This window comes from Pusillibacter faecalis (genome assembly GCF_018408705.1).
GTDB lineage: Bacteria > Bacillota > Clostridia > Oscillospirales > Oscillospiraceae > Oscillibacter > Oscillibacter faecalis.
This window is the reverse complement of sequence record NZ_AP023420.1, coordinates 2,153,064-2,179,714: the sequence shown is the minus strand read 5'-3', so window position 1 is coordinate 2,179,714 and position 26,651 is coordinate 2,153,064. Positions and strand designations below refer to the sequence as shown.

The 26,651-nt window shown below is 58.6% G+C and carries 25 protein-coding genes; 15 read left to right on the top strand and 10 right to left on the bottom strand.

Annotated elements, in window-relative coordinates; translation table 11 throughout:
- Positions 1 to 179: 179 nt before the first annotated feature.
- From KJS55_RS10825 to KJS55_RS10815, 3 genes are all read left to right on the top strand, one after another.
- Positions 180 to 1,175 carry an XdhC family protein gene (locus KJS55_RS10825; protein ID WP_187029734.1) on the top strand — a complete coding sequence of 332 codons (996 nt, stop codon included), beginning with the start codon at positions 180 to 182 and terminating at the stop codon, positions 1,173 to 1,175.
- 85 nt (positions 1,176 to 1,260) lie between these two features.
- A complete protein-coding gene (locus KJS55_RS10820; RefSeq protein ID WP_187029732.1) occupies positions 1,261 to 1,764 on the top strand; it encodes a deoxycytidylate deaminase in 504 nt (167 codons plus the stop codon).
- Between the two features lie 19 nt (positions 1,765 to 1,783).
- A complete protein-coding gene (locus KJS55_RS10815) occupies positions 1,784 to 4,120 on the top strand; it encodes a polysaccharide pyruvyl transferase family protein (RefSeq protein WP_213543325.1) in 2,337 nt (778 codons plus the stop codon).
- Between the two features lie 174 nt (positions 4,121 to 4,294).
- Here KJS55_RS10815 and KJS55_RS10810 read toward each other — a convergent pair whose 3' ends face one another.
- On the bottom strand, positions 4,295 to 5,707 hold the full coding sequence (locus tag KJS55_RS10810) for a DUF1576 domain-containing protein (protein WP_228300518.1): 1,413 nt from the start codon (positions 5,705 to 5,707) through the stop codon (positions 4,295 to 4,297).
- A gap of 180 nt (positions 5,708 to 5,887) precedes the next feature.
- On the opposite strand from KJS55_RS10810, the gene tsaA reads away from it, so the two are divergent.
- Positions 5,888 to 6,577, top strand: a complete 690-nt coding sequence (tsaA, locus tag KJS55_RS10805; RefSeq protein ID WP_228300517.1) for a tRNA (N6-threonylcarbamoyladenosine(37)-N6)-methyltransferase TrmO — start codon at positions 5,888 to 5,890, stop codon at positions 6,575 to 6,577.
- 84 nt (positions 6,578 to 6,661) lie between these two features.
- Here tsaA and arcC read toward each other — a convergent pair whose 3' ends face one another.
- Positions 6,662 to 7,606, bottom strand: a complete 945-nt coding sequence (gene arcC / locus KJS55_RS10800; protein WP_187029727.1) for a carbamate kinase — start codon at positions 7,604 to 7,606, stop codon at positions 6,662 to 6,664.
- Between the two features lie 332 nt (positions 7,607 to 7,938).
- Here arcC and KJS55_RS10795 point away from each other — a divergent pair, with 332 nt between their 5' ends.
- The 9 genes from KJS55_RS10795 to ribF all read left to right on the top strand — a co-directional run bounded on the left by KJS55_RS10795 (position 7,939) and on the right by ribF (position 16,979).
- Positions 7,939 to 8,400 carry a ribosome maturation factor RimP gene (locus tag KJS55_RS10795; protein WP_187029725.1) on the top strand — a complete coding sequence of 154 codons (462 nt, stop codon included), beginning with the start codon at positions 7,939 to 7,941 and terminating at the stop codon, positions 8,398 to 8,400.
- 58 nt (positions 8,401 to 8,458) lie between these two features.
- Entirely contained in the window at positions 8,459 to 9,601 is a 1,143-nt protein-coding gene (gene nusA, locus KJS55_RS10790; protein WP_187029723.1) for a transcription termination factor NusA, read from the top strand.
- Positions 9,602 to 9,619: 18 nt separating this feature from the next.
- Entirely contained in the window at positions 9,620 to 9,901 is a 282-nt protein-coding gene (gene rnpM, locus KJS55_RS10785) for an RNase P modulator RnpM (protein WP_187029720.1), read from the top strand.
- Entirely contained in the window at positions 9,888 to 10,499 is a 612-nt protein-coding gene (locus KJS55_RS10780) for a L7Ae/L30e/S12e/Gadd45 family ribosomal protein (protein ID WP_187029719.1), read from the top strand. Before rnpM ends, KJS55_RS10780 begins: the two co-directional genes overlap by 14 nt.
- A 63-nt stretch (positions 10,500 to 10,562) precedes the next feature.
- Complete coding sequence (gene infB / locus KJS55_RS10775; RefSeq protein ID WP_187029717.1) at positions 10,563 to 12,926, top strand: translation initiation factor IF-2; 2,364 nt, start codon at positions 10,563 to 10,565, stop codon at positions 12,924 to 12,926.
- A gap of 747 nt (positions 12,927 to 13,673) precedes the next feature.
- Positions 13,674 to 14,048, top strand: coding sequence for a 30S ribosome-binding factor RbfA (gene rbfA / locus KJS55_RS10770; protein ID WP_187029715.1), 375 nt, complete (start codon positions 13,674 to 13,676; stop codon positions 14,046 to 14,048).
- Complete coding sequence (locus KJS55_RS10765) at positions 14,045 to 15,004, top strand: DHH family phosphoesterase (protein WP_213543324.1); 960 nt, start codon at positions 14,045 to 14,047, stop codon at positions 15,002 to 15,004. The genes rbfA and KJS55_RS10765 overlap by 4 nt, the downstream gene beginning before the upstream one ends.
- Before the next feature lie 180 nt (positions 15,005 to 15,184).
- A complete protein-coding gene (gene truB, locus KJS55_RS10760) occupies positions 15,185 to 16,051 on the top strand; it encodes a tRNA pseudouridine(55) synthase TruB (RefSeq protein WP_213543323.1) in 867 nt (288 codons plus the stop codon).
- 4 nt (positions 16,052 to 16,055) lie between these two features.
- Positions 16,056 to 16,979 carry a riboflavin biosynthesis protein RibF gene (gene ribF / locus KJS55_RS10755; protein ID WP_213543322.1) on the top strand — a complete coding sequence of 308 codons (924 nt, stop codon included), beginning with the start codon at positions 16,056 to 16,058 and terminating at the stop codon, positions 16,977 to 16,979.
- A 347-nt stretch (positions 16,980 to 17,326) separates the two neighbouring features.
- Here ribF and KJS55_RS10750 read toward each other — a convergent pair whose 3' ends face one another.
- The 4 genes from KJS55_RS10750 to dusB form a co-directional block, all read right to left on the bottom strand.
- On the bottom strand, positions 17,327 to 17,824 hold the full coding sequence (locus KJS55_RS10750; RefSeq protein WP_187029706.1) for a QueT transporter family protein: 498 nt from the start codon (positions 17,822 to 17,824) through the stop codon (positions 17,327 to 17,329).
- Positions 17,825 to 18,050: 226 nt separating this feature from the next.
- Entirely contained in the window at positions 18,051 to 19,058 is a 1,008-nt protein-coding gene (locus tag KJS55_RS10745) for an anti-sigma factor family protein (RefSeq protein ID WP_213543321.1), read from the bottom strand.
- Entirely contained in the window at positions 19,055 to 19,663 is a 609-nt protein-coding gene (locus tag KJS55_RS10740) for an RNA polymerase sigma factor (protein ID WP_187029702.1), read from the bottom strand. The genes KJS55_RS10745 and KJS55_RS10740 overlap by 4 nt, the downstream gene beginning before the upstream one ends.
- Positions 19,660 to 20,628: a tRNA dihydrouridine synthase DusB gene (gene dusB, locus KJS55_RS10735; RefSeq protein ID WP_187029700.1), complete on the bottom strand. Its 969-nt coding sequence runs from the start codon at positions 20,626 to 20,628 to the stop codon at positions 19,660 to 19,662. The genes KJS55_RS10740 and dusB overlap by 4 nt, the downstream gene beginning before the upstream one ends.
- A 171-nt stretch (positions 20,629 to 20,799) precedes the next feature.
- Here dusB and KJS55_RS10730 point away from each other — a divergent pair, with 171 nt between their 5' ends.
- On the top strand, positions 20,800 to 22,875 hold the full coding sequence (locus KJS55_RS10730; RefSeq protein WP_213543320.1) for a SpoIIE family protein phosphatase: 2,076 nt from the start codon (positions 20,800 to 20,802) through the stop codon (positions 22,873 to 22,875).
- 55 nt (positions 22,876 to 22,930) lie between these two features.
- On the top strand, positions 22,931 to 23,203 hold the full coding sequence (locus tag KJS55_RS10725; RefSeq protein ID WP_187029696.1) for a hypothetical protein: 273 nt from the start codon (positions 22,931 to 22,933) through the stop codon (positions 23,201 to 23,203).
- Positions 23,204 to 23,293: 90 nt separating this feature from the next.
- Here KJS55_RS10725 and KJS55_RS10720 read toward each other — a convergent pair whose 3' ends face one another.
- From KJS55_RS10720 to KJS55_RS10705, 4 genes are all read right to left on the bottom strand, one after another.
- Positions 23,294 to 23,596 (bottom strand): hypothetical protein, encoded by a 303-nt coding sequence (locus tag KJS55_RS10720; protein ID WP_228300516.1) that lies wholly within the window; start codon positions 23,594 to 23,596, stop codon positions 23,294 to 23,296.
- Between the two features lie 156 nt (positions 23,597 to 23,752).
- Positions 23,753 to 24,829 (bottom strand): glycosyltransferase family 4 protein, encoded by a 1,077-nt coding sequence (locus KJS55_RS10715; RefSeq protein ID WP_187029692.1) that lies wholly within the window; start codon positions 24,827 to 24,829, stop codon positions 23,753 to 23,755.
- A 13-nt stretch (positions 24,830 to 24,842) separates the two neighbouring features.
- Positions 24,843 to 25,433: a TVP38/TMEM64 family protein gene (locus KJS55_RS10710; RefSeq protein WP_187029690.1), complete on the bottom strand. Its 591-nt coding sequence runs from the start codon at positions 25,431 to 25,433 to the stop codon at positions 24,843 to 24,845.
- Positions 25,430 to 26,608 (bottom strand): glycosyltransferase family 4 protein, encoded by a 1,179-nt coding sequence (locus KJS55_RS10705; RefSeq protein WP_213543319.1) that lies wholly within the window; start codon positions 26,606 to 26,608, stop codon positions 25,430 to 25,432. The genes KJS55_RS10710 and KJS55_RS10705 overlap by 4 nt, the downstream gene beginning before the upstream one ends.
- Between the last annotated feature and the right edge of the window lie 43 nt (positions 26,609 to 26,651).

Here is a 26,651-nt window from a genome sequence, read left to right as displayed (position 1 = left end):
TTTTTTAAAATTCTTCCGTGGTATTACCCAATCTGATGAGTTTTTGCGGAAGCGCCGCGTCTCAACCCCATCAGGAGGAACTTGTCTTTCAGCCTTCCATCATATCAGACACGCGCACATTTTCAACCTGGCCTTTCCGAGAAAGTTATGTTATCATCATTGAAAAGGGAGGTGCTCTCATGCGCAGTTTGGCACATGCCATCGTTCGCTCTTTGGAATCTGGACAGGCCTTGGAACTTGTAACCGTTCTTACTGCCTCCGGCTCCACGCCCCGGGGCCCCGGAGCCATGCTGGCTGTTTTTTTGGATGGCACCGCCGTGGGAACCGTGGGCGGCGGAAATGTGGAATTTGAAGCCACAGCAGTTGCAAAATCACTGCTGCAATCTCAGCAGGACGCATTGCGGGAATTTCGCTTGATCCAGGGAGACGCTGCCAGCCTGGGTATGGTCTGCGGCGGCGATCTCACACTGCACTTCCAATATCTTTCCGCTGATGATGCCTCCACACTCGCGCTGTTTCGGGAACTGCTGGAGGCCACTGGCCAAAACCGGGATGTGTGGCTGGTCCGCCGCCTGGATAATGAGAAAGTCTCTGCCATGGACCTTGCGGACCGGGATGGTCCCCGGCATCTCCCGGGCCTCCCACTGGACCTGCTGGAGAATGCTCCTGCCCTGCGGGACGGCTGGTTTACCCTGCCGGCAGTGCGGGCGGGCCTCCTCTATATCTTTGGCGGGGGGCACGTCTCTCAGGCGCTGGTGCCCGTGGCCGCCACGGTGGGATTCCGTCCCTTCATTTATGACGACCGGCCGGAATTCGCAGCCAAAGCCCGCTTTCCCCAGGCAGCGGGCACCCTCTGCGGCAGCTTTACCGCCCTCTCCCGGCACCTGACCATCACTCCTAACGACTATGTAGTGATCATGACAAGGGGCCATCAGGCGGATTTTGAGGTGCTGGTTCAGACGCTTCGCTGCGGTGCCAGATACCTTGGCTGTATCGGCTCCAGGAAAAAACTGGCTCTGTGCCGGGACCGGCTGTTGGCAAATGGTTTTACACCGGAGGAGTACGCCAGGGTCCACGCTCCCATCGGCCTTGCCATTGGCGCCCAGACGCCGGAGGAAATCGCTGTTTCTGTCACAGCGGAGCTTATTGCCGTCCGCGCAGGCGTGATTGCCTGAGCCGCTTCCTCTTGCCAAGAGCCTCATTTCATGATACAATCTGCAGCATTACGACGGAAACATGACAAAGACCGGAGGAGCTGTTATGGAGCGAATCAGCAAGGAAAACTACTATCTGAACATCGCCGAGACCGTGTTGGAGCGATCCACCTGCCTGCGCCGGCTCTACGGTGCGATCATCGTGAAAAATGATGAGATTATCTCGACCGGTTACAACGGTGCTCCCCGGGGCCGTGCCAACTGCTCAGACCTGGGCTACTGCTCCCGGGAGGCCATGAAGATTCCCCGGGGCGAACGGTATGAGCTGTGCCGCAGCGTTCACGCCGAGGCGAACGCCATCATCTCCGCTCCCCGGCGGGATATGGTGGGCGGCACTATTTATCTGGTGGGCCGGGATGCCAGAACCCATGCGCTGCTCTCCGACGCCACCTCCTGCCCCATGTGCCGGCGGCTGGTGATCAACGCAGGATTGGAGAAAGTCGTGATTCGCAGGACAGAGACGGAGTTTGAAGTGGTCCCTGTGGCTGACTGGGTTCAGGAGGATGACCTGTTGCTCCCCCGGGAACCTGAGATGGATCTGAACTCATAAAGAAAGGGAGAGCGTTTGCTTGAACACAGGACTTGTCACGTTCTATCATATCCACCACTATGGAGCCGCCTTGCAGGCTGCGGCCACGGAACGGGCGGTGGAATCCCTGGGCCACACCTGTGAGATCATTGACTATTTTGTCAACCAGGACAATGCCCTTTTTCGCCGGCCCACCGGTCTTGGCAGCACCGCCGCCGACGTTCATACCGCCCTGCATTACCAGGCTCTGCGCAGCCGGTATGAGCGGTTTGAGCAGTTCTCTCAAGAACATCTGCGCATCTCTTCCCACCGGTTTGGAAGCTTTGCGGAGCTGCGGGACGCGGCGCTGCCCTATGATGTGATTCTCTCCGGCAGCGACCAGATCTGGAACCCACAAATTTTCCCGGACGGCCGGTTTGACCCGGTCTTTTTCGGCGCGTTCTCCGACAGGCGGCACATTGCCTACGCCCCCTCCTTTGGAATTCCCCACATCCCAACGGATATGGAGGAAGAGCTGCGGGGGTACCTCGCACGGTTCTCCCATCTCTCTGTCCGGGAACGGCAGGGGCAAAAGATTGTGGCAGGAATCACGGGGCAAGATGTCCCGGTGGTGCTGGACCCCACACTGCTGCTCTCCGCGCAACAGTGGGCCGCGGCCGCCTCCGACCACCTGTTCACAACCCGTGGGACGTTCGGCTTCCAGCTTCCGGTGCCGGTGCCAAACGGCTATATTCTCTGCTACTGCATCAACAAGCCCGGGGCTTTGGAACCCTATCTTCAGGAGTTTGCCCGCCGCAGCGCTATGCCTATCGTGCAGCTGTGCGGTATCCGGCAAAAGGTCCACCCCAAGGCCCGCTGCGTGCTGGATGCGGGGCCAGCGGAATTTTTGGAGCTCTTCCAAAATGCCGCCTTTGTCTTTACAAACTCCTTCCATGGCACTGTATTTGCAGCCCAGTTTCATGTCCCCTTCTTCACCGCCGTATCTCCCGCAGAGCTGACGGACCCGGAGAGCTCCCGGACATTCAGCTTGTTGAGTCGGCTGGGGCTTGCGGACCGGATTGTGGGCCAGGGGAATACCGCAGATTTAGAGGCTCCTGTCGACTGGAAGCAGGCAGAGGTAAGGCTCTCAGAGGCCCGGGCAGCTTCCCTGGACTATCTGCGCGCTGCACTGGAGGGAACTCCGTATACCCAGAAAACCGCTGAGGCAGCGCCGGACGCACCGCCTCGGTTGGCTGACCATGGCCACTGTACGGGCTGCACTGCCTGCGCCAGCGGATGCCCGGCGGATGCCATCTCCATGAAACGGGATCGAGAGGGCTTTTCTTATCCGGCAATAGACTTGGACAGGTGTATCCGCTGCGGCCACTGCACTGCAATCTGTCCCTTGCTGCGGGAACGGGAGCCCTCCCCCCTGCCTGCGGCTTTTGCCGCCTGGAACCGAAATGATCTGGTCCGGAAGGACTCCACCTCCGGCGGGGTCTTTACCACGCTGGCGGAATATATTTTGGAGTCCGGGGGGGTTGTATATGGCGCCGCCATGGACAGTCGCCAGCACCTGCGGCATATCGCATGCTTTTGTAAAGAGGACCTGTGGCGTTTGCGGGGGGCCAAATATGTACAGAGCGATCTTGGAAAAACCTTCCGCGAAATTCGGGAGGCGCTGAAAAAGCGGCCCGTGCTGTTCTCCGGCACCCCCTGCCAGGTAGATGGGCTGTACCGCTTCTTAGGCGGCAAGCCGGAAAACCTCACTACCTGTGACCTGGTGTGTCACGGCGTCCCTTCTCCCGGCGTGTGGGAGGCCATGGTTCATTCCATTGAGTCCCGCAAAGGCAAGCACCTCCAGACGGTACGCTTTCGCAACAAGGTGACTGGCTGGAAGGACAGCCATTTTACTCTGGTCTATGACGACGGTACAGTGGATTCCGCGCCTCTTTTTGCCACAGAATTCGGACGGGCCTTTGGCTGCGCGCTGTTCCTGCGGCCCTGCTGCCATCAGTGTGCCTATACGAACCTCAACCGTCCCGGGGATTTCACTCTGGGAGACTTCTGGGGCCTGCGCCCTGACGAGCTGGCAGAGCAGCAGGCTCAAGGCATCAGCCTGCTGCTGGTCAACACCGCCCGCGGCAGCTATCTCTTCGACCAGCTGAAACTGGACCGACAAGCATTTCCCATTGAGCGGGCTGTGGCGGGCAATCCCCGTCTTGCCTTCCCCCTGGCCCCGCCGCCAGACCGGGCCGCGTTTTTTGCCGCCTATGCCGTCGAGCCCTTTGACCAAGTGCGCAAGCGGTATTGCTCGGTGCCGCCCCTCCCGGTGCGGCTGGCCGGCCGGGTACTCTCCCCTGAGGTCAAGGCGAAAATCCGTCAGAAACTGCAATAAGATGGTTGCCGGACTTTGAGATTTGCGCCAGAAAGGACTTTTCTTTCTGTCCAGGCGACGCTCCGTTTTTTTAGGGGAACTTGAAGCGGATGGTTTCCTCGTCCACCTGCGGACACCCTTTTTTCCAGTGAAATCTGAAAAAATAGCCCCCATGCCTTCAGCATGGGGGCTCGTTTATTCACTGTCGTCATCCAGCATCCCAGAGGAATAGGCGGGGTGGGCAGTTTCCGCCGCTCCTTCCGATGAGCTGGATGGATGATCCTTAGCATGGGTACGCCAGCGTGAGGTATCAATTGGACCGCTCTCTTCAAAAAGATCGTAATAGTCCTCGTCCCGCAGCTTGGGCCGGCGGTGACGTGCAATTGCAGTGATCGTGGGATAGAGCACAATGGCGACAAGTCCTCCCGAAAAACCATTGTTGTAAAGATTCAGCCCTGCCACCGGTCCGCTGGTCTGCAGCACCAGGGCCGAGTGAATGAAACCCGCCAGAATTCCGTAGGGCCATCCGAAATGTCCGGCGATGGGAGCCAGCGTAGTACCGAAGAGCCCCGCCAGCTGCAGCGAGGGGTAATCCGAATGGTAGTGCATGCCATAAGCCCCCAAATAAACCCCCAGCATTACTGGCAGAATGTTCAGCACATGCTTTCCAAACGCAGAAAAACCCATGATGGTGAAAATGCCGCCCAGAGTCGGTCCGTTCAGGTCTCCACCCACTAAAAATACATAGGCCATGCCGATCAGCCCATTCACACCCATGTTGACCAACACCGGCCCACCACCAAACATCCGCAGGTAATCACTCGGCGCGCGGCCAGTGGTAGACAGCAGCCGGCGGTAGCCGGCCCAGACAGCCCAGACCGGCATCCCGGCAAAGAACAGCCCTGTCAAAATCAGTCCAACACACAAAATCGTCAAAACAATGGTGAAGGTCTCATTATACCCGGTTGCCCAATACAGAACAGAGTCCGGCTGGTCACCAAAGGCAATTAGCACCGGCACAATCATCATGGCAAAGAGTCCGCAGGCAAACCCCATATTATAGAGATTAAGTCCATTTTGAATCTTGTATGTATAGGCCGAGAGGGACGGCAGAATGAACCCCACCAGCACACCGGTCACAATACCAAGAAGCAGGTTGGCGTGGATGCTTCCCAGCGCCATATAACTTACCAGCGGTGAAAGAGATGTGGCAAGCAGTGCCACACCGGCATATTTGCCGAAGGGCTCCCGCTGGTATTTTGCGTATAGCCATGTGCCCAAAATAATGGGCCAAATATTGAAGATATTTTTTCCAAACAGGGAGAAACCCGCCATGAGCCCGATCTCCACCAGAGTAAAGCCATTGAGTGCATCTTTGGAGAGCTTAATGATCAAAACGGAAATCAGCATAATCAGTCCGCAATTGATCAGTGTAGCGCCCACGCCAGCAATATAAACGTAATCTGTAATCAGCAAATCCTGCATGGTAACGATCCGGTATAGCCCCGGCAGAATATCGGCCGGATCATCCAGCAAAACTCCCAGCAGCATGAGTAAAATCGAAGCTAGAATGGTTCCAGGAATCATTTTTTTATATCGGTCCTGCAAGCGGCGCCCCCCTAATCGTCAATATTTTCACAATTCTGTCAAAAATAAAAGATGTTTTATTTTATTATAGGGGATTCCCAGACAACAGGCAAGAGGAAATTGATCCCCCGGCTAAAAATTCTGGTTCCTGCTTGTCTTTCTATAGGGGTTTGTTGTATCATTTTTCAAAGACATGAGGTGATGAACATGGATATTTCTATGAGGGCTATCGCCCATATTCAAAGTGAATTTCCCACCAAATTCGGGGTGCCGCGGCAGAGCGGACTGGTACCCTCCCTGGAGTCCACGGTAGTCTTTACGCCGGAATTTCGGAATTCGGATGCTCTTCGGGGGATCGAGGGGTTTTCCCACCTGTGGCTCATCTGGGTGTTTGACCGCTCCGCCCGGGAGACCTGGTCCCCCACTGTGCGGCCGCCGCGCCTTGGCGGTAATCAGCGAATGGGAATTTTCGCCACCCGCTCTCCTTTTCGGCCAAACCCCATTGGCCTTTCCTGCGTGGAACTGGCGGGGATTGAGACGACCCCGACGTGGGGCACTGTGCTTCGGGTGCGGGGCGCAGACCTGGCGGACGGGAGTCCGATTCTGGATATCAAACCCTATATTCCCTACGCCGACAGCCATCCCGGCGCGCTGGAGGGCTTTGCCTCCGTTCCCGCCGAGGCGCTGGAGGTAGTCATTCCCCCGGATCTCCTGCAGCAGATTCCCTCACAGCGGCTGGAAGCTCTGCGTGGCGTGTTGGCCCAGGACCCCCGTCCCCGCTATCAGGAGGACCCTCAGCGGGTCTATGGATTTGGCTTTGCAGGCATGGAGATCAAATTTTCCGTATCCGGCCAGCGGTTGACCGTGTTGGCAATCAACAGCTCCAGATAGCGTCTGGCATCCTGTCATCTCGCCAATATCTCCGCCCATGGCAGTGCCTGGGGCGCCCAGCCGCGGCCGGACACCCCAGGCCTTTTACGCAAAAGTTACTGCGGTTCCCGTCTTTCCCTCCAGGGCATCCAGGCACTTATCCAAGCTGGTGATGATGGCCCGCTTGCCGGGGTTTGTCCGGACAAATTTCATAGCCGCCTGCACCTTGGGCAGCATACTGCCCACGCCGAATTGTCCCTCCGCCGCATACCGAGCGGCCTCTGCCAGGCTCAGGTGATCCAAATCTTTCTCGTCTGGCTTACCAAAGTTGATGGCCACCTTTTCCACCTCCGTCAGGATCAGCAGCACGTCGGCATCCACCTCTTCTGCCAGCAATTCCGCAGCAAAGTCCTTGTCGATAACCGCCGCCACGCCTTCCAGGGTGCCGTCAGGGTTCTCCACCACCGGAATTCCCCCGCCGCCGCAGGTGATGACAATGGCATGGTCCCACAGCAGCCGCACAGCGCCAATCTCCACGATCTTCCTGGGTAATGGCGAGGCCACCACTCTCCGCCAGCCCCGGCCGGCATCCTCCCGCAGAACATAGCCCTTCTCCTGTTCCAGCTGGCGGGCCTCCTCAGCGGAGTAGAAGCCCCCAATTGGCTTGGTAGGGTTTTGAAATGCGGGGTCATTTTTATCCACAACCACCTGGGTGGTTAGGGATACCACGGGATAGTTCCGGTTTCGGGCAGCCAGGGCATATTTCAGCGCCTGCTGGATGTGATAGCCGATATAGCCCTGGCTCATGGCGCCGCAGACGTCAAAGGGCATGGGTGGCACCACGTCTCTGGCGGTTTCGCTGGAGAGCAGAATCCGACCCACCTGCGGTCCATTGCCGTGGACAATCGCCATCTCATACCCTCTTCGGCTGATCTCGGCAATATGGCTGGCGGTCTTGCGGACCACCTCCAGCTGCGCTTCGGCGGTAGGTGCGGAGTCCTTGGACTGGAGCGCGTTACCGCCCAATGCAATGACGAGTCTTTCCGGCATAAGGTGTACTTCCTTTCTTTGATGGTGGCCGTTCTTCCCGGCCCCTTTGTTTCAAAAGGAGTTTGTGCTGGCATGTTGATTTTATGCGCATTATGCGCGATGCGGCAAAACAGCTCGTGCTCTTCTCCGCTTTCAAGCGGCTTTCCCTTCCGATTTCTCTTGAAAAGATTCAGCTTTCTTCAAAAAAGGCCTTGCACTATCCTGCCAGTTGTGGTATATTGCATATATTGGAATGGTAAGGTGTGGAGTGGACCCGGTGGTCCGCTCTTTTTATTGGGCATTTTGCCGCTTTTAAAATTTGTAAATCTTGTCAGAATAAGGGAGGTTCCCCTGTGAAAAAAATTACCGAACTCACCGCTGAGCTGGCGGCCCCCGTGATCGCGGAGCAGGGCTGCACCCTTTGGGACGTGGAGTATGTCAAGGAAGCTGGCACCTGGTATCTGCGTGTCCTGCTGGATAAGGAGGGCGGCGTGGATATCCTGGACTGCGAGGCCATCTCCCGGAAGCTCTCAGACCTGCTGGACGAGGCAGACCCCATTGAGGGCAGTTATACCTTAGAAGTTGGCTCCGCCGGTGCGGAGCGAGCGCTCAAGCGGCCCGCAGACTTTCAGCGGTATCTGGGCAGTCCCGTACTGGTGAAGCTTTACCGGAATCAAGACGGCAGTAAAGAATTTGCCGGCACGCTCCATGCCTATGATGCGTCCAGCGGCGATGTCACCGTCACCGTGGGTGGTACAGAAAAAACCTTCGCCAAAAAGGATGTGGCCCTAGTCCGCCTTCGGGTGGAATTTTAGGTGCCGTTTTTGGATTTTCTAGTTTTAAAATTTATGATATCTTAAGGAGACACAACCGATGAAAGGCAAAAAGCAGAAGGAGCCCGCGGGCATGAACCCTGCGGAGATCTTCACCGCTCTGGCTCTGCTGGAGAAGGAGCGGGGCATTCCCCAGACCTTCATGATGGAGAAGATTATCCAGGCCATTACCACCGCTTATAAGCGAGATCATGACGGCGTGGAGAATGTCATTGTGGATGTAGATGAGGCCCATCAAACCCTGCGGATGTTCGTCCAAAAAAATGTCGTGGATGAAGAGGACTATGTGGACCCTATCAATGAGCTGACGCTGGAGGAGGCCAAGGCGATTTCTGCCAAATACGAGGTGGGTGATATCGTCAACATTCCCGTGGACAACACGGAATTTGGCCGGATTGCCGCCGGCAACGGCAAGCAGGTCATCATCCAGGGCCTGCGGGAGGCTGAGCGCGGCATGATTTATGATGAGTTTAACTCCAAGCAGCATGAGATCCTCACCGGCGTTGTCACCCGGATTGATCCCAATACCGGCAACGCATCGCTGCGCATCGGCACCGGCTCCGAGACCACGGAGGCTCTGCTGATGTCCGGTGAACAGGTGCCTGGCGAGGAGCTGTCCGAGGGGATGCACGTGAAGGTGTATGTAGTGGATGTCCGCCGCTCCACCCGCGGCCCCCAGATTCTAATTTCCCGGACTCATCCGGGACTTGTCAAGCGGCTTTTTGAGCTGGAGGTACCAGAGATTTATGACGGCATCGTGGAGGTCCGCTCCATTGCCCGTGAAGCCGGTAGCCGCACGAAGATGGCAGTCTGGTCCAACGATGAAAACGTGGACCCCATTGGTGCCTGCGTCGGCCCCAGAGGGCAGCGGGTAGCCAATATCGTTGAGGAACTCCGGGGCGAGAAGATTGATATTATCAAGTGGAGCGAGGACCCCGCCGCCTTTATCGCCGCCGCCCTGGCTCCTGCAGACGTGGTGGATGTGTGGATGGCGGACGAAGGCAAGGCCTGCCGTTGTGTAGTACCGGACGACCAGCTGTCCCTGGCCATCGGTAAGGAGGGGCAGAACGCCCGCCTCGCTGCCCGTCTCACCGGCTATAAGATCGACATCAAGCCCGCAAGCTACCAGGAGAGCGAGGAGGCCTCAGAGCCGCCCGCAGAAGAGACTCCGGAAGAATTTTAAGAGAAAGGCGGCCTGACCATGCCGAAAGTAAAGAAAATTCCCCAGCGGCAGTGTGTGGGCTGCCGGGAAATGAAGGATAAGAAGTCCCTGCTCCGGGTGGTTAAGTCCCCGGAAGGGACCGTCAGTCTGGATTTCGGCGGCAAGAAGCCCGGGCGGGGTGCCTATGTCTGTCATGATGTAGGCTGTCTGAAAAAGGCCCGGAAGAGCCGCGCTCTGGAGCGGGCTCTGGAGACCGCCATCCCGCCGGAGGTCTATGACGCCATGGAAGCGGAATTAGGAGGGACAAATGGACAGCCATAAGATTCTCTCCCTTCTGGGGCTTGCCCTTCGGGGCAACCATCTGGCGGTGGGCGAGGAACCGGTGGAAGCTGCCGCCCGGGCAAAGGACGCCCGGCTCTTGCTGTTGGCTTCTGACGCAGCGGATAATACCCGCCGTCGGACCGTCCATTTTTCCGAGGCCGGCCAATGCCTGTGGCTGCGGCTCCCCTTCACCAAGGCGGAGCTGGGAAGAGCGGTGGGCCGAACCTCGGCCGCCCTTGTAGCGGTGACGGATATCGGCCTTGCAAACGCAGTGGCAAACCGTTTGGCGCAGTTGGATGAAGATCAATACGGCGAAGCTGCGGAGCGGCTGGCGCTGAAGGCCAAGCGGGCCGCAGAGCGACAGAGTGAACTGCGGGCCCACGAGAAAAATGTCCGCACCGGCAAATATCGGCCGAAGCCCCGGCGGACACCGGAGGACTCCTCCCCCCAAGTCGAAAAGTCTCCGCCCGACCGGCGGCCCCGAAATCAGAATCGTTCCCGCCCCAGGCGCGGCAGTCCCACACGGTCTCCCCATCCCTATGCCCACAGCCGCCCGGTGAAAAAGGGCAAGGGGTCCTTCCGCAAACGTGAAGACTGATTGCGAGAGTACAGGTATGAAATTTTCCCAGCCCTTGGGTTGGAGCATAACGAGGTGTTTTGATTGGCGATTGAGAAATACAGAGTGCATGAGGTGGCGAAGGACTTCGGTCTTTCTACAAAGACGATCACCGAAATCCTGACGAAATACGCCACGGCGCCCAAGAACCATATGCAGGTTCTGGACGACCATGAGCTGTCCATTATCTTCGACTACCTGACCCAGCATAACCAGGTATCGGGCATCCAGGTGATCTTTGCGGACACCTACCAGGAAAAAAAGAAGGAGGAACCTCCCGCAGTCCAGCCGGCTCCCCAGTCCCCGGCTCAGCCCAAGCCTCAGGGCCAGAAGGCGGCACCCAAGCCACAGTCTCAGCCCGTCCAGCAAAAGGGCGGCGAGGCTCCCAGGCAGCAGCCTGCCTCCACGCAGCAGCCCGCCTCCCGGGTTCCCCAGAAGAAAATTGTGGACACCCGCAAAGGCGGTGATGTGAACCTGGCGAAGTACGACGAGCGGCTGGAGGACTTAGGCGGCCAGCGGGGCGAGCGGATGCAGCAGCGCGGCGGCAAAGAGAAATTCCGCAGCAATCAGCGCAAGAGCGGCATGACGTTCTCCAACAAGCGCCGCCAGGATGAGGCGGAGAAGATGCGCCGGCTGCAGCTGGAGATTGCCAAGAAGGCCCCTCTCAAGGTCCAGATCCCCGATGAAATCAGCGTGGGCGAGCTGGCCAGCCGCATGAAGAAGACCGGCGCCGAGGTGGTCAAGTGCCTGATGAAGAACGGCATCATGGCCTCTCTCAGCCAGATCATCGACTTTGACACTGCCGCCATCATTGCCGAGGAAATGGGCTGCAAGGTGGAGAAGGAAGTGGTCGTCACCATTGAGGAAAAGCTCATTGACGCCCATGAGGATCGGCCGGAAGACCTGGTCCCCCGCGCTCCCGTGGTGGTAGTTATGGGCCATGTGGACCACGGCAAGACCTCTCTGCTGGACACCATCCGCAACACCAGCGTTGCCTCCGGCGAGGCCGGCGGCATCACTCAGCACATCGGCGCCTATCAGGTCCAGGTGAACGGCAAACCCATCACCTTCCTCGATACGCCCGGCCACGAGGCCTTCACCTCTATGCGGGCCCGAGGCGCCATGATTACCGACATCGCCATTTTGATGGTGGCGGCGGACGACGGCATCATGCCTCAGACTGTGGAGTCCATTAACCACGCCAAGGCCGCAGGCATCCCCATCATTGTCGCCATCAATAAAATTGATAAGCCCGAGGCCAATCCGGACCGGGTCATGCAGCAGCTGACGGAACACGGCCTGGTCCCTGAGGACTGGGGCGGTGAGACGATCTGCTGCAAGGTCTCTGCCAAGAAAAACCTGGGCATCGACAACCTTCTGGAGATGGTGACACTCACCGCTGAAATGGAAGAACTCAGGGCCAATCCCAACCGCGCCGGTCAGGGCACCGTGATTGAGGCGCGTCTTGACAAGGGCCGTGGTCCGGTGGCAACGCTCCTGGTGCAAAACGGCACGCTGAAGCAGGGCGATATCATCATTGCCGGCACCGCCGTAGGCCGCGTGCGCACCATGCTAGACTATAAGGGCAACCGGCTTACTGAGGCCGGTCCCTCCGTCCCCGTGGAAATCGCAGGCCTCTCAGAGGCTCCCACTGCAGGCAGTCCTTTCTTCGCTGTGGCCGACGAGCGTATGGCCCGGGAGCTAGTGGAACAGCGCAAGGCTGAGGAGCGCGCCAAGGCCGCCGCGCCGGTGCAGAAGGTCTCTCTGGAGAATCTGTTCGATCAAATCCGCTCCGGCGAGCGCAAAGAGCTGGCCCTGATCGTCAAGGCCGACGTGCAGGGCAGCGTGGAGGCTGTGAAAGCCTCCCTGGAAAAGCTCTCCAACGATGAGGTGAACGTCCGTGTCATTCACGGCGGCGTGGGTGCCATCAACGAATCCGACGTCATGCTGGCCTCCTCCTCGGGCGCCATCATCGTGGGCTTTAACGTCCGGCCCGATGCCGCCGCACGGGACGGCGCCGCACGGCAGAACGTGGATATGCGGATGTACCGGGTGATCTATGACTGTATTGACGAGATTGAGTCCGCCATGAAGGGCATGCTGGCTCCCAAGTACCGAGAGGTGGTGCTGGGCCATGCGGAGGTTCGTCAGACCTACAAGGTCTCCGGCGTGGGCACTGTGGCAGGCTGCTATGTTCAGGATGGCAAGATCGTCCGTAACTGCTCTGTCCGGGTGGTCCGGGATGGTATCGTGATTCATGAGGGGCATCTGGCCTCCCTCAAACGGTTCAAGGACGACGCCAAAGAGGTCGCGGAGAACTACGAGTGCGGCATGACCGTGGAGAAGTTCAACGACATCAAGGAAGGCGACATTATCGAAGGCTATACCATGGAGGAAATTCCCAGATAGTCCGTGTCCTTTCCCCCGTAAACAGTTGCCGTCGTCTTCCAGGTTCGCAGCGCCGCCTCCTGCGTTAGCAGGTGCGCGTGTTGGCATTGCAAAATCCCGACGTGAAGCGAATTCATTTCACCTCATGCCGGCCTCATTCCAAGGGCTCTCATAAAAACAAAGTGTTCGCGGGAACAGGCGGCATCATCGTGGGCAATACTATGGAGGAGATTCCCAGGCGATGCGACTCCCTCTTAAATTTGAAATTTATGCGCACAATAGGGGCGGCGACTGCGTCGCCGCCCCTAGCGATTTTTCCGCACTCTGGAACGGGAGGTTCCCACGAGCCATGTTGTCCTGCTGGCTGCCGACCATTCCCTGCCGCTGTATGGCGCCGGGATGCGCCCCCCTTCTCTCCAGCATCTGCAAGGTATACCGTTCAAATTGGGGTCCGTAGCTTGGAGGAAAACAGTTACTATTGAGAGGCTGTCCAGGATCTGTCCCTATCCATCAAACCTGTTCCGTATGAAATCAATTGAGAACCCGCCAAGGTAATCTGACTGATTTGCGGGCGTATCTGGCAGGAGCCTGTGTCCCCGATGAAAATGGAACTTTGAAACCTGTGAGCCGACTCCATTCAGGTCCGCCGCTTTTCCGGTGCCCTGAAGGATTTCGACCTGGAAACTTAGAAACAGCTTTTTGAGACGTATCAAACCTGTCTCACCATTACCATCTGACTGGGGCCCACCGCCCCGGAAAGGAGCGACTATGTCAAGCAACCGAATCGGCCGCATCAACGAGGAAATCCAACGGGAGCTCAGCGGCCAGCTCCGCCACCTGAAGGACCCTCGAGTCTCCCAGGTGGGCATGGTCTCCATCACCCGGGTGGACACCACCAGCGATTTGCGCTACGCCCGGGTCTATGTCAGCGTCCTGGACAAAAATCAGGAAAAGGATGTATTAAAAGGCCTCAAATCCGCCGCCGGATTTTTGCGGCGGGAGCTGGGCCGGACGCTCCAGCTACGCTACACGCCGGAGCTGCAATTTATCGGCGACGACTCCATCCAGCATGGCGCTCATATTCTAGAGCTACTGCGCCAGGTGGAGCGGGAAACCCCCATCAGCACGGAGGAAGAGGAATGACACTCACTGTTTCCAAAGCTGCGGATCTGCTGCGAAGCATGGATCATGTGCTGATTCTCACTCATGTCCGTCCGGATGGAGATACCGTGGGCTGCGCCGCTGCTCTGTGCGCGGGATTGCGGGCTTTGGGCAAGGCCGCGTATCTGCTGCCAAACCCAGAGTTGACAGAGAACTCCGCGCCCTACTTTCTCCCCTACGCCGCCCCTGCCGATTTTGCGCCGGAGTATGTAGTTTCCACGGACATTGCCTCTGTAGGACTCTTCCCGGAGAATGCCAAGTCCTATCTGGGCCGGGTAGACTTGGCCGTGGACCACCACCCCTCCTTTGAGCACTTTGGCAAAGCCAACATCGTTTGTCCGGAGGCCGCCGCCTGCGGCGAACTGCTTTATGACATCCTGGCCGAGCTGGGGCCCATTACGCCAGCCATTGCCCTTCCGCTCTATGTGGCGGTATCCACTGACACCGGCTGTTTTGCCTATGCCAACACCACCCCTCATACCCACGCAGTGGCGGCGGCATTGATGCGCACTGGTATTGACTACCGTGCTGTCAACAAGACCTTTTTCCGCACGAAGAGCCGAAAGCGCATGCAGCTGGAGGGTGCCATGATGAACGGCTGCGAGTTCTACGACCGGGAGCGGGTGGCGGTTTTGTCGGTCCCCATGTCCCTCATGGAACGCTTTTCCGCCACGGAGAGCGATGCCGAGGACCTCAGCGCCCTAGGTCCCCAGATCCAGGGGGTGGACTGCGCCGTGACCATGCGGGAGCTGCGGCCGGACGTGTGGAAACTCTCACTGCGCACTGGCCCGCGGATCAACGCAACCGAGGTCTGCCAGGAGCTAGGCGGCGGCGGCCATGCGGCGGCGGCCGGATGCACCGTGGAATCCTCTTGGGACGAGGCCAAGCGGCGGATTCTTGCAGCCATCTCCCATCATGCGCCGGACTATGAAAGCTGAGGGCCGCGATGCCTGATGGAATTTTGATCATCAACAAGCCTGCCGGGTGGACCGCGTCGGAATCCGGTCTTGTGGAACACAGTGCCGCTGCGCGGCCCTGTTTTTCCTTGCGACCGGTTCCTCCTTTTCCGCGGCAAACCCGCGGCGCTGGGCTTTGCCGCGGAGAACAGGGGGACTGGAATGCCTGATGGAATTTTGATCGTCAACAAGCCTGCCGGATGGACCAGCATGGATGTGTGCGCCAAGATTCGGGGCATCCTCCGGGAAAAGCGGGTGGGACACGGCGGGACCTTGGACCCCATGGCCACCGGCGTGCTGCCCGTCTTTGTAGGGCAGGCCACCCGAGCTGTGGAGTTCGCGGAAACCAGTCGGAAGGAATATGTGGCCGGGATGCGGCTGGGTGTTGTAACCAACACCCAGGACACCTCTGGCGAAGTGCTGGAAGAGCGCCCCGTCGCCGTGTCCCGGGTCGATGTGGAGGCGGCCCTCTCCCGCTTCCGGGGAGATATTTTACAGGTGCCTCCCATGTATTCCGCCGTTAAAATCGGCGGAAAAAAGCTCTATGAACTGGCCCGGAAGGGACAGGAGGTAGAGCGGAAGCCGCGGCCAGTCACCATTTATGAGTTGGAGCTTTTAGAGCAGATCCATGCAAGAGATTTTCTTCTCCGCTGTGTCTGTTCCAAGGGCACTTACATCCGCACCTTATGTCATGACCTGGGACAGGCCCTGGGCTGCGGCGGAGCCATGTTCTCCCTGTGCCGCACGATGGCGGCTGGTTTTTCTCTGGAGCAGGCCGTCTCTCTGGAGGCCGTCCAGTCTCAAGGGGACTCTCTGCTGCTTCCCACAGACAGTTTGTTTACCGCCTATCCCATTCTGCTGCTTTCTTCGGAACAGACGGAGAAACGGGTCCGCTGCGGCAACCCCATCTCCCTTCCCGGCACACCGGACGGCACATACCGGATCTACGGGCACAGCCGGGACTTTCTCTGCCTGTCCCGGGCGGAGAAGGGGACACTCACTTCCATCAAGAACTTTTTTGGAGCGTAATACTATGTCCGCAAAGGAAAAAGTCATTGCCCTGGGCTTCTTCGACGGAGTCCATCTGGGCCACGCCGCCCTGCTGCGGCGCACCGTGGAGGAGGCCGCCCGCCGTGGCGTGGCCTCAGCGGTATTCACCTTTGACCGTCCTCCCAAGGAGGTGGTCACAGGGATTCCCTGTCCCCTCATCAATTCCCCCCAGGACCGGGCGGATCTGATGCGGCGGCTCTATGGCATTCAGGAGGTCATCATGGTCCCCTTTGACCAGGAGATGATGACCACCTCCTGGCGGGATTACATCACTGAAATTCTGGTGAAGCGGCACCATGCCATCCATCTAGTGGCAGGACATGACCACCACTTCGGGCATAAAAACCAGGGCTCACCGGAGCTGTTGATGCAGACCTGTGCGGAGCTGGGCCTGGGCTGCGATATCATTCCCAAGGTGGAACTGGGCGGCATCACTGTCAGCTCCTCCTATATCCGGCGGCTTGTGGAGTTGGGTCAGGTGGAGCGGGCGCACCGTTATCTGGGGCACCCCCACACCCTTACCAGCACTGTCCGCCATGGCCGGGGCATTGGCTCGTCCCGCCTTTTCCCAACCGCCAACCTCGTGATTCCATCCCATGTGCTGGTACCCAGCCACGGCGTCTATGTGACCCGAGTCACCTTGCCGGACGGCTCCGCCTACCCTGCTGTTACCAATGTGGGGACCCGCCCCACTGTAGACAACGGCACCGACGTGACCGTGGAGGCCTGCCTCCTGGACTTTGATGGTGACTTATACGGAGAGACCCTCCGCCTGGAATTCTTCCGGCATATCCGGGATGAAATCCGTTTCGACTCCCTGGAGGCTCTAAAATCTCAAATTGCCGCTGACGCAGAGACTACCCGACAGGCCTTTCTTTCAGGGAATTTGGAGGGTCCTCCAAACTAAGCGTGGTAAATCATTACCGGGCGGACACTGTGTGTCCGCCCGGTAATGATTTGCTTGCACAAAACAGTTCTATCCTGGTGCTATCACGTCCAGGCACTCTTCCGAACTTGGCCAGGCTCCGAAAAGCTGATCGTGAAAAGCGGACACCGGTCCACACTCTCCCGCTTCGCGGCAATTTACCCCGCCTCCTGTCTTGCGCTAAGTGCCGCCGAAGTGCTGGTTCCCCGCCAAATCGCGTCTGCGGACGCAATGTTCTGTGACGATTTTCCCTCTCTTTTGTGGGACATAGCGGGTTCCTGGAAAGCCCGAAAGCCGTCAGACCAGCAAGAGTCTGACGGCTTTCTTCATCATACTCTTTTCAGCAGCGCAGGTGTCCGCTCTGCCCACTTCAGCAGAGGAAGTCCCAGCAAACAGCACACAGCCAGCTCTCCGATTCCTACCGTAAATGCATTCAGGCCGTAGGCGGCCCAAAAGCTCATGCCCTCCGGAAAAAACCAGGCGATTTCTGCTCCTACGATCACCGCGTTGCAGATGACTGGCGGCAAAGGCGCCAGATAGCGGTTTTTCAGCCGGGATGTCCACAGGGCTGCCAGCAGCGTGGCCACCGTGCCGAACACCCAGTCCATCACCATGGGAGAGCCTAAGAGATTCGCCAGAAAGCACCCGATTGTCAGTCCGGGAATGGCTGCCGGGCAAAGAAAGGGCAGCACCGTCATGGCCTCTGCAATCCGGAACTGTACCCCCAGATACTGCGGGATTGGCAGTAGCAAAGTCAAGCCGGCGTAAATACCGGCAATGATGCCAGCCAATGCCAGCTGGTGGGTGGAAAATCGGGAATGAGACATAAAAAAAGACCTCCTTCAAGTTGTCGGAGGCGTCAAAAAATGTGCAGGGTAAGGCCCGCACAGCCTCCATTTTTTTGTTTAGAGAACGATGGACCCATCCGGTTCATCGAACGAACGCCCCGCCAGGAGCGCTTGGACAGGGAGATGGCACCTGTCAGTATTATGATAGCAGATACCGGCAGGAAAAGCAAGAAAAAGCGGAAGCCAATGGCTTCCGCTTTTTTAGCTATTCTGCTGGTACAGAGGTGCCGTCCTCCGTCACCACGATACAGCTGAGCTCTGTAGTGCGGTCCTGATTCAGCACCGGTCCCAAAGGATAGTCAAGCACGTCGTAGAGAACATGCTCAAAATCCTCTTGCCCCATCGCATAGCCGATGCCGATTACGCCCTCCTCTGGGAGGTTGGCATTGGAGTAAGGTTTTCCTTCAAAGCCTTCCAGCGCGTCTCCAACGATCTCCTCCGGCAGATAGACCACGGCGGCAAACACCACATTGCCGTATTCCACCCAAGCCTCCGCTTCATCACCGCTTATGGCCTGTGGGGCATCGGATATCTCGCCGGATAGCTGGGACTCTGGAGCTGGCGGAGCACTGGGATCTAGTGTCTCCTCACTCATGATCTCCCGGCCTGCAGACTCCTCTGCGGAGCTGTCTCCTGAATGATCCTCCACGCTCTGATGGTCGCTTTTTGCAGGCTCCTCCCCGGCTGTTGCTTTCTGCATCGCAAAGGGAACCACCGCAGTTGATCTGTTGGCTTCATTTGTCTTTGCCAGATTCTCCTGCGCGTTCTCTTCCTCGCTGTCCTCTTCAGGCGTTTCCATCCGCGCCTCTTCCTGCACGTCTGGAACTCCTCCCGCAGGATCTTGTGCCGCAACGGCAGCCGTATCTGCGGTAATCTCGCGGTCCTGACCGAGCCCCGGCAGGTTCGCCAGCAGAACTACAATCGCGCAGCAGGCAGCCATAGGCAGGGCTGTCTTGACCCAGAGGGCGCGCCTCCTTCTCCGTGGGGCCGTGCCAGCCTGGATCACTGCGCAAACCGATTCCGCAAAGCCACTGGGCACCTCAACATCCTCGGCCTCCGGAAAGGCCGCGCGAATCGCCAGCGCATCCTCCACATAAGCCTGACATCCCGGACAGTTCTCAAGATGCGTCCGGACTTGAAGCATCTCCTGGGGTGAGAGCTCTCCATCCACATACAGATCCAGCAGAGCCGCATATTCCTCACAGCTTTTCATCTGCAGCCCTCCTTTTCTGTCTTTTTAGACGCTCCCGCTGCGGAAAAGTTCCCGCTCTCCAGCAGGATTTTTCTCAGCCGCTTTCGGCCCCGGTTGATGCGGGACTTGACAGTTCCAAGGTCTATGGAGCAAATTTGGGCGATTTCGTCATACGTACACTGATGGATTTCCCGCAGGATCAGCACCTGCCGGTATTCGGGAGGCAGCGCCGCCAGCCCAGCCTCAATCTGCCGCCGCAGCTCTGCCCGCTCCGCCAAGGCATGGGGGGAAGGACTTTTGTCCGGCGGCTCCGGACTGCTCTCCTCGTCGTCCAGAGAGGGGCCGGCCATCACCTGATGCCGTCCCTCCCGCCGCAGAATATCCACACATGCGTTGGAAACCAAGCGGTACAGCCACGTCGCAAAGCTGGCGTCTCCCCGAAACGCGGGCAGGGCCTGCCATGCGGCCAAAAACGCCTCCTGTGCCGCCTCCTCCGCGTCCGCACTGTTGCGGCACATGCGGCTTGTCAGAGAGAACACCCGCTTTTCATACAGGCGGACAAGCTTTTCAAAGGACTCCTGATCGCCATTCCTGGCGGCGGCAATCCATCGTTGTTCCTCGTTCATCTCAAGTCACGCTTGATTCCTTTCGTTACTTGGTAGACATCCTCCAGTGTGTTCATGCGGACGATCTGCTCTTTATAATAGCCGGCATGAGGCACTCCTTTGAGATACCAGCAGTAATGTCTTCGCGCTTCTAGCACCGCTATCCGCTCTCCCCGAAGCTCCGCCGCCAGCTCAATCTGGCGCACAGCAGTGTCACACCGCTCGCTAAGAGGCGGCAGCGGTGGGATGGGACGGCCTTCCAGCACCGCTTTGGCCTGGGCAAACAGCCAGGGGTTTCCAAAGCAGCCCCGGGCAATCATCGCCATATCTGCCTTGGTATGCTGCAGGATGCGGGCCGCATCCTCCGGCTTCCAGATGTCGCCGTTGGCAATCACAGGGACGGACACTGCTTCTTTCACCTGCCGAATGCAGTGCCAGTCTGCATGTCCCCCATAAACCTGAGCCCGAGTACGCCCGTGGACTGCCACAGCGGAGACTCCGGCCGCCTCCAGCGTTTTGGCAAACTCCACGCAGTTACAGCTCCCCGCGTCCCAGCCTCGTCTGAATTTCGCAGTCACCGGCACGGGGACGGCCTTTACCATGGCCTCCACAATCCTTCCCGCCTTGTCCGGGTCTTTCATCAAGGCGGCGCCGTCGCCATTGTTCACAATCTTCGGCATGGGACAGCCCATATTGATATCAATGAGGTCCGCACCGGTGGCCTCCAAAGCGATCTGGGCGGCCTCCGCCATACAGACTGGATCGCTGCCAAAAATCTGCACCGCGCCGGGATGCTCTCCTGGAAACTGCCGCAGCAGGGTAAATGTTTTTTTATCGTGATAGCACAGGGCTTTAGAGGAGATCAGCTCGGTACAGGTCAGACCCGCGCCCATTTCAGCACAGATTTGGCGAAACGCTGCGTCTGTGACTCCCGCCATGGGCGCCAGCGCCAGTCGAGAGGGAATCTCCACGTTGCCGATACGCATGGGTGTGCCTCCTTCCATGTCAACGGGAATAGTGTAACGGATTTTCCCGGGGATTGCAATCAAAAATCGTGTGCTTTTTCCGCCTTTCCAGTCCGCCGCGCCGGATTGCGACGGGATTTTCTCAGATCGGGCGGTAAAATAAGGAAAACACACGTTTAGGAGGGACAGGCTGTGGAACACGGTCCAATCATAGGAGAGCGGCGGCAGACAACATGGCTGCTGGAGTGCGGAATCCGTTTTTTCCTGGCAGCGGCGTTGACTGCCAGCCAGACTACCGGAGGGTATGCTCCTTTCGCCCTAGGTCTTGTGGCGGCGGCAGGTCCGGGAATTCCGGGTGCGGCCGCCCTGGCAGGCACGGCTGCAGGCAGCTTGTTATTCTTAGACTTTGCGGAGGCGCTACCCCATCTGGCGATCGCCATTTTAATTCTCACGGCCGCCACCTCCTTCCGGGGCAGCTCCTTTCTGGGAAGTCCCAAGGCGCAGGTCCTGACCGCCGCTGGCCTGACTCTGGCTGTGCAGGGCATTTACGTCGCCCAGTCCCTCTCCCCCCTGGAGCATCTGACGCCATGCCTTGCTGCGGTGGGCCTGACTGGTGCCTCTGCCTGGTTTTTCCGCCCGCTGCTGCAGCCGGATGGAGAGCGCCCTCTCAGGGACGGGGTGCTGTTTCTCACGGCTGCGCTGCTGCTGGCCTTCATGGACCTGACGCTGCTTGGCATCTCCCTGGGCCGCGCGGCGCTGTGCACACTGCTGGCCTATGCCGCCTATGACCAGGGGCTGGCCGCAGGCGCCGCCATAGGCCTTGGCCTTGGGTTGACGGTAGACCTGTGCACTGGCAGCGGCAACGGACTTTTTACTGCGGGCTTCGGTTTTGCGGGACTGCTGGCAGGCAGCCGACAGGGGCATCGCCGTTCCACAGCGGCGGTGGCTTTTCTCCTCGCCGTTCTGGCTGCCCTGCTGCCCGCTGAGGAACCCTTTTCCCAGCCGCTGCTGGTGGAGGCTCTCTTGGGCATGGCTGTCTTCCTTTTGCTACCTGGGCGTCTCTTTGGCGGCAAGCGGGTGAAGCGGGCGGAGCCTGCCTCCCAGACAGGAAATCAGCTGAAGGAACGCCTGAATAAAGCTGCCGGTGCGCTGCGAGACCTCTATGACAGCATGGGCCGCAGCACGCCGCCCTCTACAGAGGAGAATCCCGCCATTGTCTTTGACCGGGCAGCGGAACGGGTATGCCGCGGCTGTGCGCTTTGTACGCTGTGCTGGCAGAAGGAATATACCGGCACCTTCAATGCCCTAAATGACGCAACGCCCTATCTTCTGGAGCGGGGGCGTGCCATGGCCAAGGATTTTCCACAGTATTTCTCGGACCGCTGCATCCACCTGCCGGATTTTATCACTGCGGTAAATGGGGAACTCTCCGCCTATCTGCTGCGACGGCAGTACCGGCGCCAACTGGAGGAAACCCGCCGCAGCGCCCGGGGGCAGTACGCCCAGCTCAGCGAGCTGCTGACTGCCACCGCTGCCGGTTTGGGGGAATCCGTCCCGGCCTCCGGCGCGGCAGGGATTCTTACCCGGGAGCGGGAGTCTGCTCCCCCCTGTCAGGTAGGCGCCGCCCTCCGTCCTAAGGAGGGAGAAACCGTCTGCGGCGACACGCTGGTGTCCTTCCAGCGGGAGGATGGCCTCTGGTGTCTGCTGCTGGCGGACGGCATGGGCAGCGGCGAGCCTGCCCGCAAGGAGTCCGCTCTGACCTGCCGTCTCCTGCGGCAGTTTCTGGAAGCCGGCATTGAGCCGGAGGCGGCTCTAAAAACCTTGAATGCCGCCATGGCCCTCCGTGGAGCGGAGACGGGTAGCTTTACCACCATCGACCTCTGCGCCTTCCAGCCCTCCACGGGTGAAGCGGCCTTTTATAAGTTCGGCGCCGCACCCAGCTACCTCAAAAAGGGCGGCACCGTCCGGCGTGTGACCGGTGGAAGCCTTCCAGCCGGGCTGCGGGGAACCCCGGCATCCCCGGATGTGACGACTGTCCGCCTAGAGCCCGGCAGCTTCGCGGTGATGATCAGTGATGGTGTGGCGGACCCCAGCCGAGACGAGTGGCTTTTGGACCTGCTGGCCGGCTGGGAGGGCGAGGACCCCCAGGTGCTGGCAGGGCTCATTTTGTCGGAAAGCATCCGAAGAGAACACCTTTTAGACGACTGCGGCGTGCAGGTCTTCTACCGTCCACTGCCGGAAGAAAAAAATGGCGTGAGACGGGTATAGAGGACTGGGTCCTGCGGCAAAATGGATGTATCAACGCAGCAGGAGGCATTTGACAATGGTGAAAGGTATTTCCAGACGGGTTGTGGTCATCGACTCCCCGGACCAGCGTTTCTTTGAGCAAGCGATCTTTATTGTCCGCAACGATGCAGCTGGAGAGGGCATTACCTCTCGGGAGCTGGTGGAAGAGGCCCGCCGGGTGGCCCGAAACTATGCCAGCGGAGACCACGGACGCTTCAGCCGCGTCTGGCGGAATCTCTCTCCGGCGGTCTACACCCTGATGGGCGCGGCCGCAATCGGGCTGATATGGCTGATCGTGGCACTGATATAAGCACCGGGATATGGAAAGGGCCTCCCGTCTGATGGTTTTATCAGACGGGAGGCCCTTGAGTCAATTCCAGGTCTGTACTTTTCTGAGAATTCACAGTCCGTAGTGAATCACAAACCTATTCTCATCCCTTGCCTGCAACAATAGCGACTTCAGAGGGGTCAGCTTCTCCACCCCGTCTATGTCCGCCAGAATCGAGGGAACGGCATCCGGCGGGATCAGCGTAATACCACAATACGCCAGCCCCTTTTCCGGCCGGTCCAGAGTATGCCAGTAGACATTGATCCTCAAATCTGCGAAAAGCCCTTCCAGGTCCTCATCTGGAACGGAAATACACCCATAACGTTCCGGCTCATAGGTGTCATACCGTTCCCCGGGGCTTGGCGCTCTTTCCATGATACCAAACTCATGTTTTGCCATCATTACTCTCCCGTAAAAACACCTCATAATCGTTCTTTATATTTCATGATACTGTGTTGGTCAGCGTACACAGTTACCACGTTCAAAGACCGGTACGGGCATGGCGAACTCTCCGCCAGGTGCCGGATACTTTTACAGCCTGGAGAACCAGTTGCTGCGTCTAAGCGCAGCCCTATGGGGTGAAAATGCAGGTGCTGTCTGTCTGGGAGGAGGCAGAATCTGCTCTCTGCGGTAGATGTCCCGGAGCCGCTCCCCCACGGCCTCCAGACTGCGGGTCTCTGCTACGCAGCGCCCCGCCGCTGTCAGGTCCGGAAGCGTCTTTTTCAAAATTCCATCTACTGTCTGTTGAAATCTGTCTATATTCAACTTTTTGTATACATTTTTTCCGTCTTCCAGCCACCCCTCGTAGACCGGGATATCCCGCAGCACAGTGGGAATCCCGCAGGCCAAGGCTTCTAAGACCACGATTCCCTCGGTCTCCTCATGGCTGAGAAAGGCAAACACATCTGCGCCGCAGTAGGCCTCCCGCAGCTGTTCCCGGTCCACATAGCCAGGAAACATCACGTTGTCGGGAGCGGCATCCAAGGCGTCGTTGATCTCTCTCGGCAGCAGCCGTGGGTCTGTCCACCCAAACCAGAGAAACCGAACCTCCGGCATCCGGCGTGCCAGCTCCAAAAAGTCCAGCAGCCCCTTGCGGGCGATGGTATGTCCCACGGAGATCACCACCTTTTCCTCTCCCAAACCATACCGCTTGCGGAATGAAGCCCGCAGCGCCGGGTCCGGGTGGAAATATGCCGTGTCCACGCCATTGGAGAGACTGTATACCGGTTTGCGGATTCCATAGCCCGCCAGCAGATGGCTGGAATACTCCGTAGGGGTAATCACCACATCCCCCAGGCCATAGCAAAAGGTGATCCAGCGGCGGAACAGCGGCGCCAGCAGATCAGAACCCCGGAAGGACTTTCGGAAATCCTCCATGGTGGAATGTCCGTACCAGACCACCTTTTTTCCCCGCAGGCGAGCGCCCAGCGCGGTCAGGACGGAGTCTGGCAGAACCGTATTGATGTGGACGGCGGCGGTATCCGCGGTCCAGCGCTCCGTCACCGAAACTCCGCATCTGTCCAAGCAGGACTTTTGGTGGCGGATTGCCTGTCCCACGCCGCTTTTCCCAACGACCTTTTCTCCGCCTGTATAAATGTAAATCCGCATCGTTTTTTCTCCTTTATTGCAGCAGCGTCACCAGATGCTGCCATACCACGGTCAGCCCCAGGCTGTATAGAGCAATGGCAAAGGGCTTGCCCAGCAGGATAATGGCTGTGTACTGCCGCCAGCTCATCTCCGTCGTCCCTGCCAAATAGCATAGGAAGTCATCCGGTGCTACAGGAAGAAAAATAGCCAGTGCAAACAGCCGTGCAAACCGATTGCGTTCCTCTGCCCATCGGCTGTACTTGGCAATGGTTTTTTCGGAAAACAGCATGGTCAAAAGGGGTTTGCCGCAGTTACGCGCCACCGCAAAGGCCGCCAGAGAACCGATGCAGATCCCGACATAGTTATAGACAAAGCCCCACACTGGTCCAAAAATCAGCACCCCTGCCAGGCACCCGATGCCGCCCGGCAGCACCGGCACCACCACCTGCACCGCCTGGAACAGAATGAACAGGACGACGCCCACTGCGCCACAGCTGTGAACCAGCGCTTGCATCTGCTCCTGAGAGGTCAGTACCCCCGTCCTCCATCCCCACAGGGCTAGGATGACGCAGGCCACAAGACCTGCCAGAGAAAGTACCTGGAGAGTCATTCTCTCTTTTGTCATGCGGACACCTCCTGCCTGCCTCCTCCGTGGTGGGCCATCTGACTGAGGTAGATGCTCTCCATGTGTTCCGCAAACGCGTGTATAGAAAATGTCTGCATAGAGCGCCGGGCCGCAGCAGACATTTCCGCCAACTGCTCCGGCTGACGCCGGATCTCCGTCAGCTTCTGCTGAAATTCCTCTCTATCACGATACTGCCATCCGTTCTCTCCTTCCCGGATCACTCCGGCAAGACAGGGGTCCGCGCGGCACAGCGCCGGCACGCCGGCAGCCAGCGCCTCAATATAGGTGAGGCCCTGGGTCTCGCTGGTAGAGGCACTGACGAACAGATCCCCCAACTGGTACCAGTCCGGCACCTGGGCAGGGGGCACCATGCCGGCAAACACCACCGCCGGCGCTGTTAATCCCAAGCCGGCCGCGATACCTTCCAGCCGAAGCTTGTCCGGTTCGCCGCCTACCAGCAGCAGGGTGACAGGCGCCTCCCCCATGGCAGCGCGGAGATGCAACAGCTCTTCCAAATTTTTTTCTTCCGCCAGCCGTCCCACACTCACCAGGATCAGATGCTCCTGTGGAATATCCAGGCTCTGGCGCAGTACTGCCTGTCGGATGGGGTCCGTTTCTCCGCTGAAGCGGTCCAAATCAATCCCCGAAGGAACTACAAACACCGGCCGGCTGATCCCATAGCCCTGCAACAGCTGGCGTACCTTGACAGTCGGAGCAATGAGGCAATCTGTCTGTGCCGCCACCCAGCGGGAAAACATGGCCACCGCCTTCTTCCCAAAACGGACGCTGGGTGAGAAGTAGTGGGTGTAGTCCTCGTAAACCGTGTGATAAGTATGCACCAGTGGAACGTCCAAATATTCAGCAATCCGGCGGGCCAGGAAAAAGGTGGAGAACTCGCACTGAGAATGCACCACATCCGGCCCCCAGGCCACCAGTTCCTGAGTCCAGCGCCGCACCATAGGCGTGCGCAGGCGGGCGCCTGGATAGACCAATCCTGCCGGAACAGAACCAAGATAGGTCACACCATCCTCTGTCCAGGAGTGAGTCGTCTGGGACAGCGTCAAAATCCGGACTTCATGTCCCCGTGCCTCCAGCCCCCGCCGGAGATTCTTCACGGAGGTGACAACGCCGTTCACCGCCGGAGAATACCAATCAGTTGTGATTAAAATTTTCATGGAGTGTTCCTCCTTATCTGCTTATCATACGATGCAGCGAAGA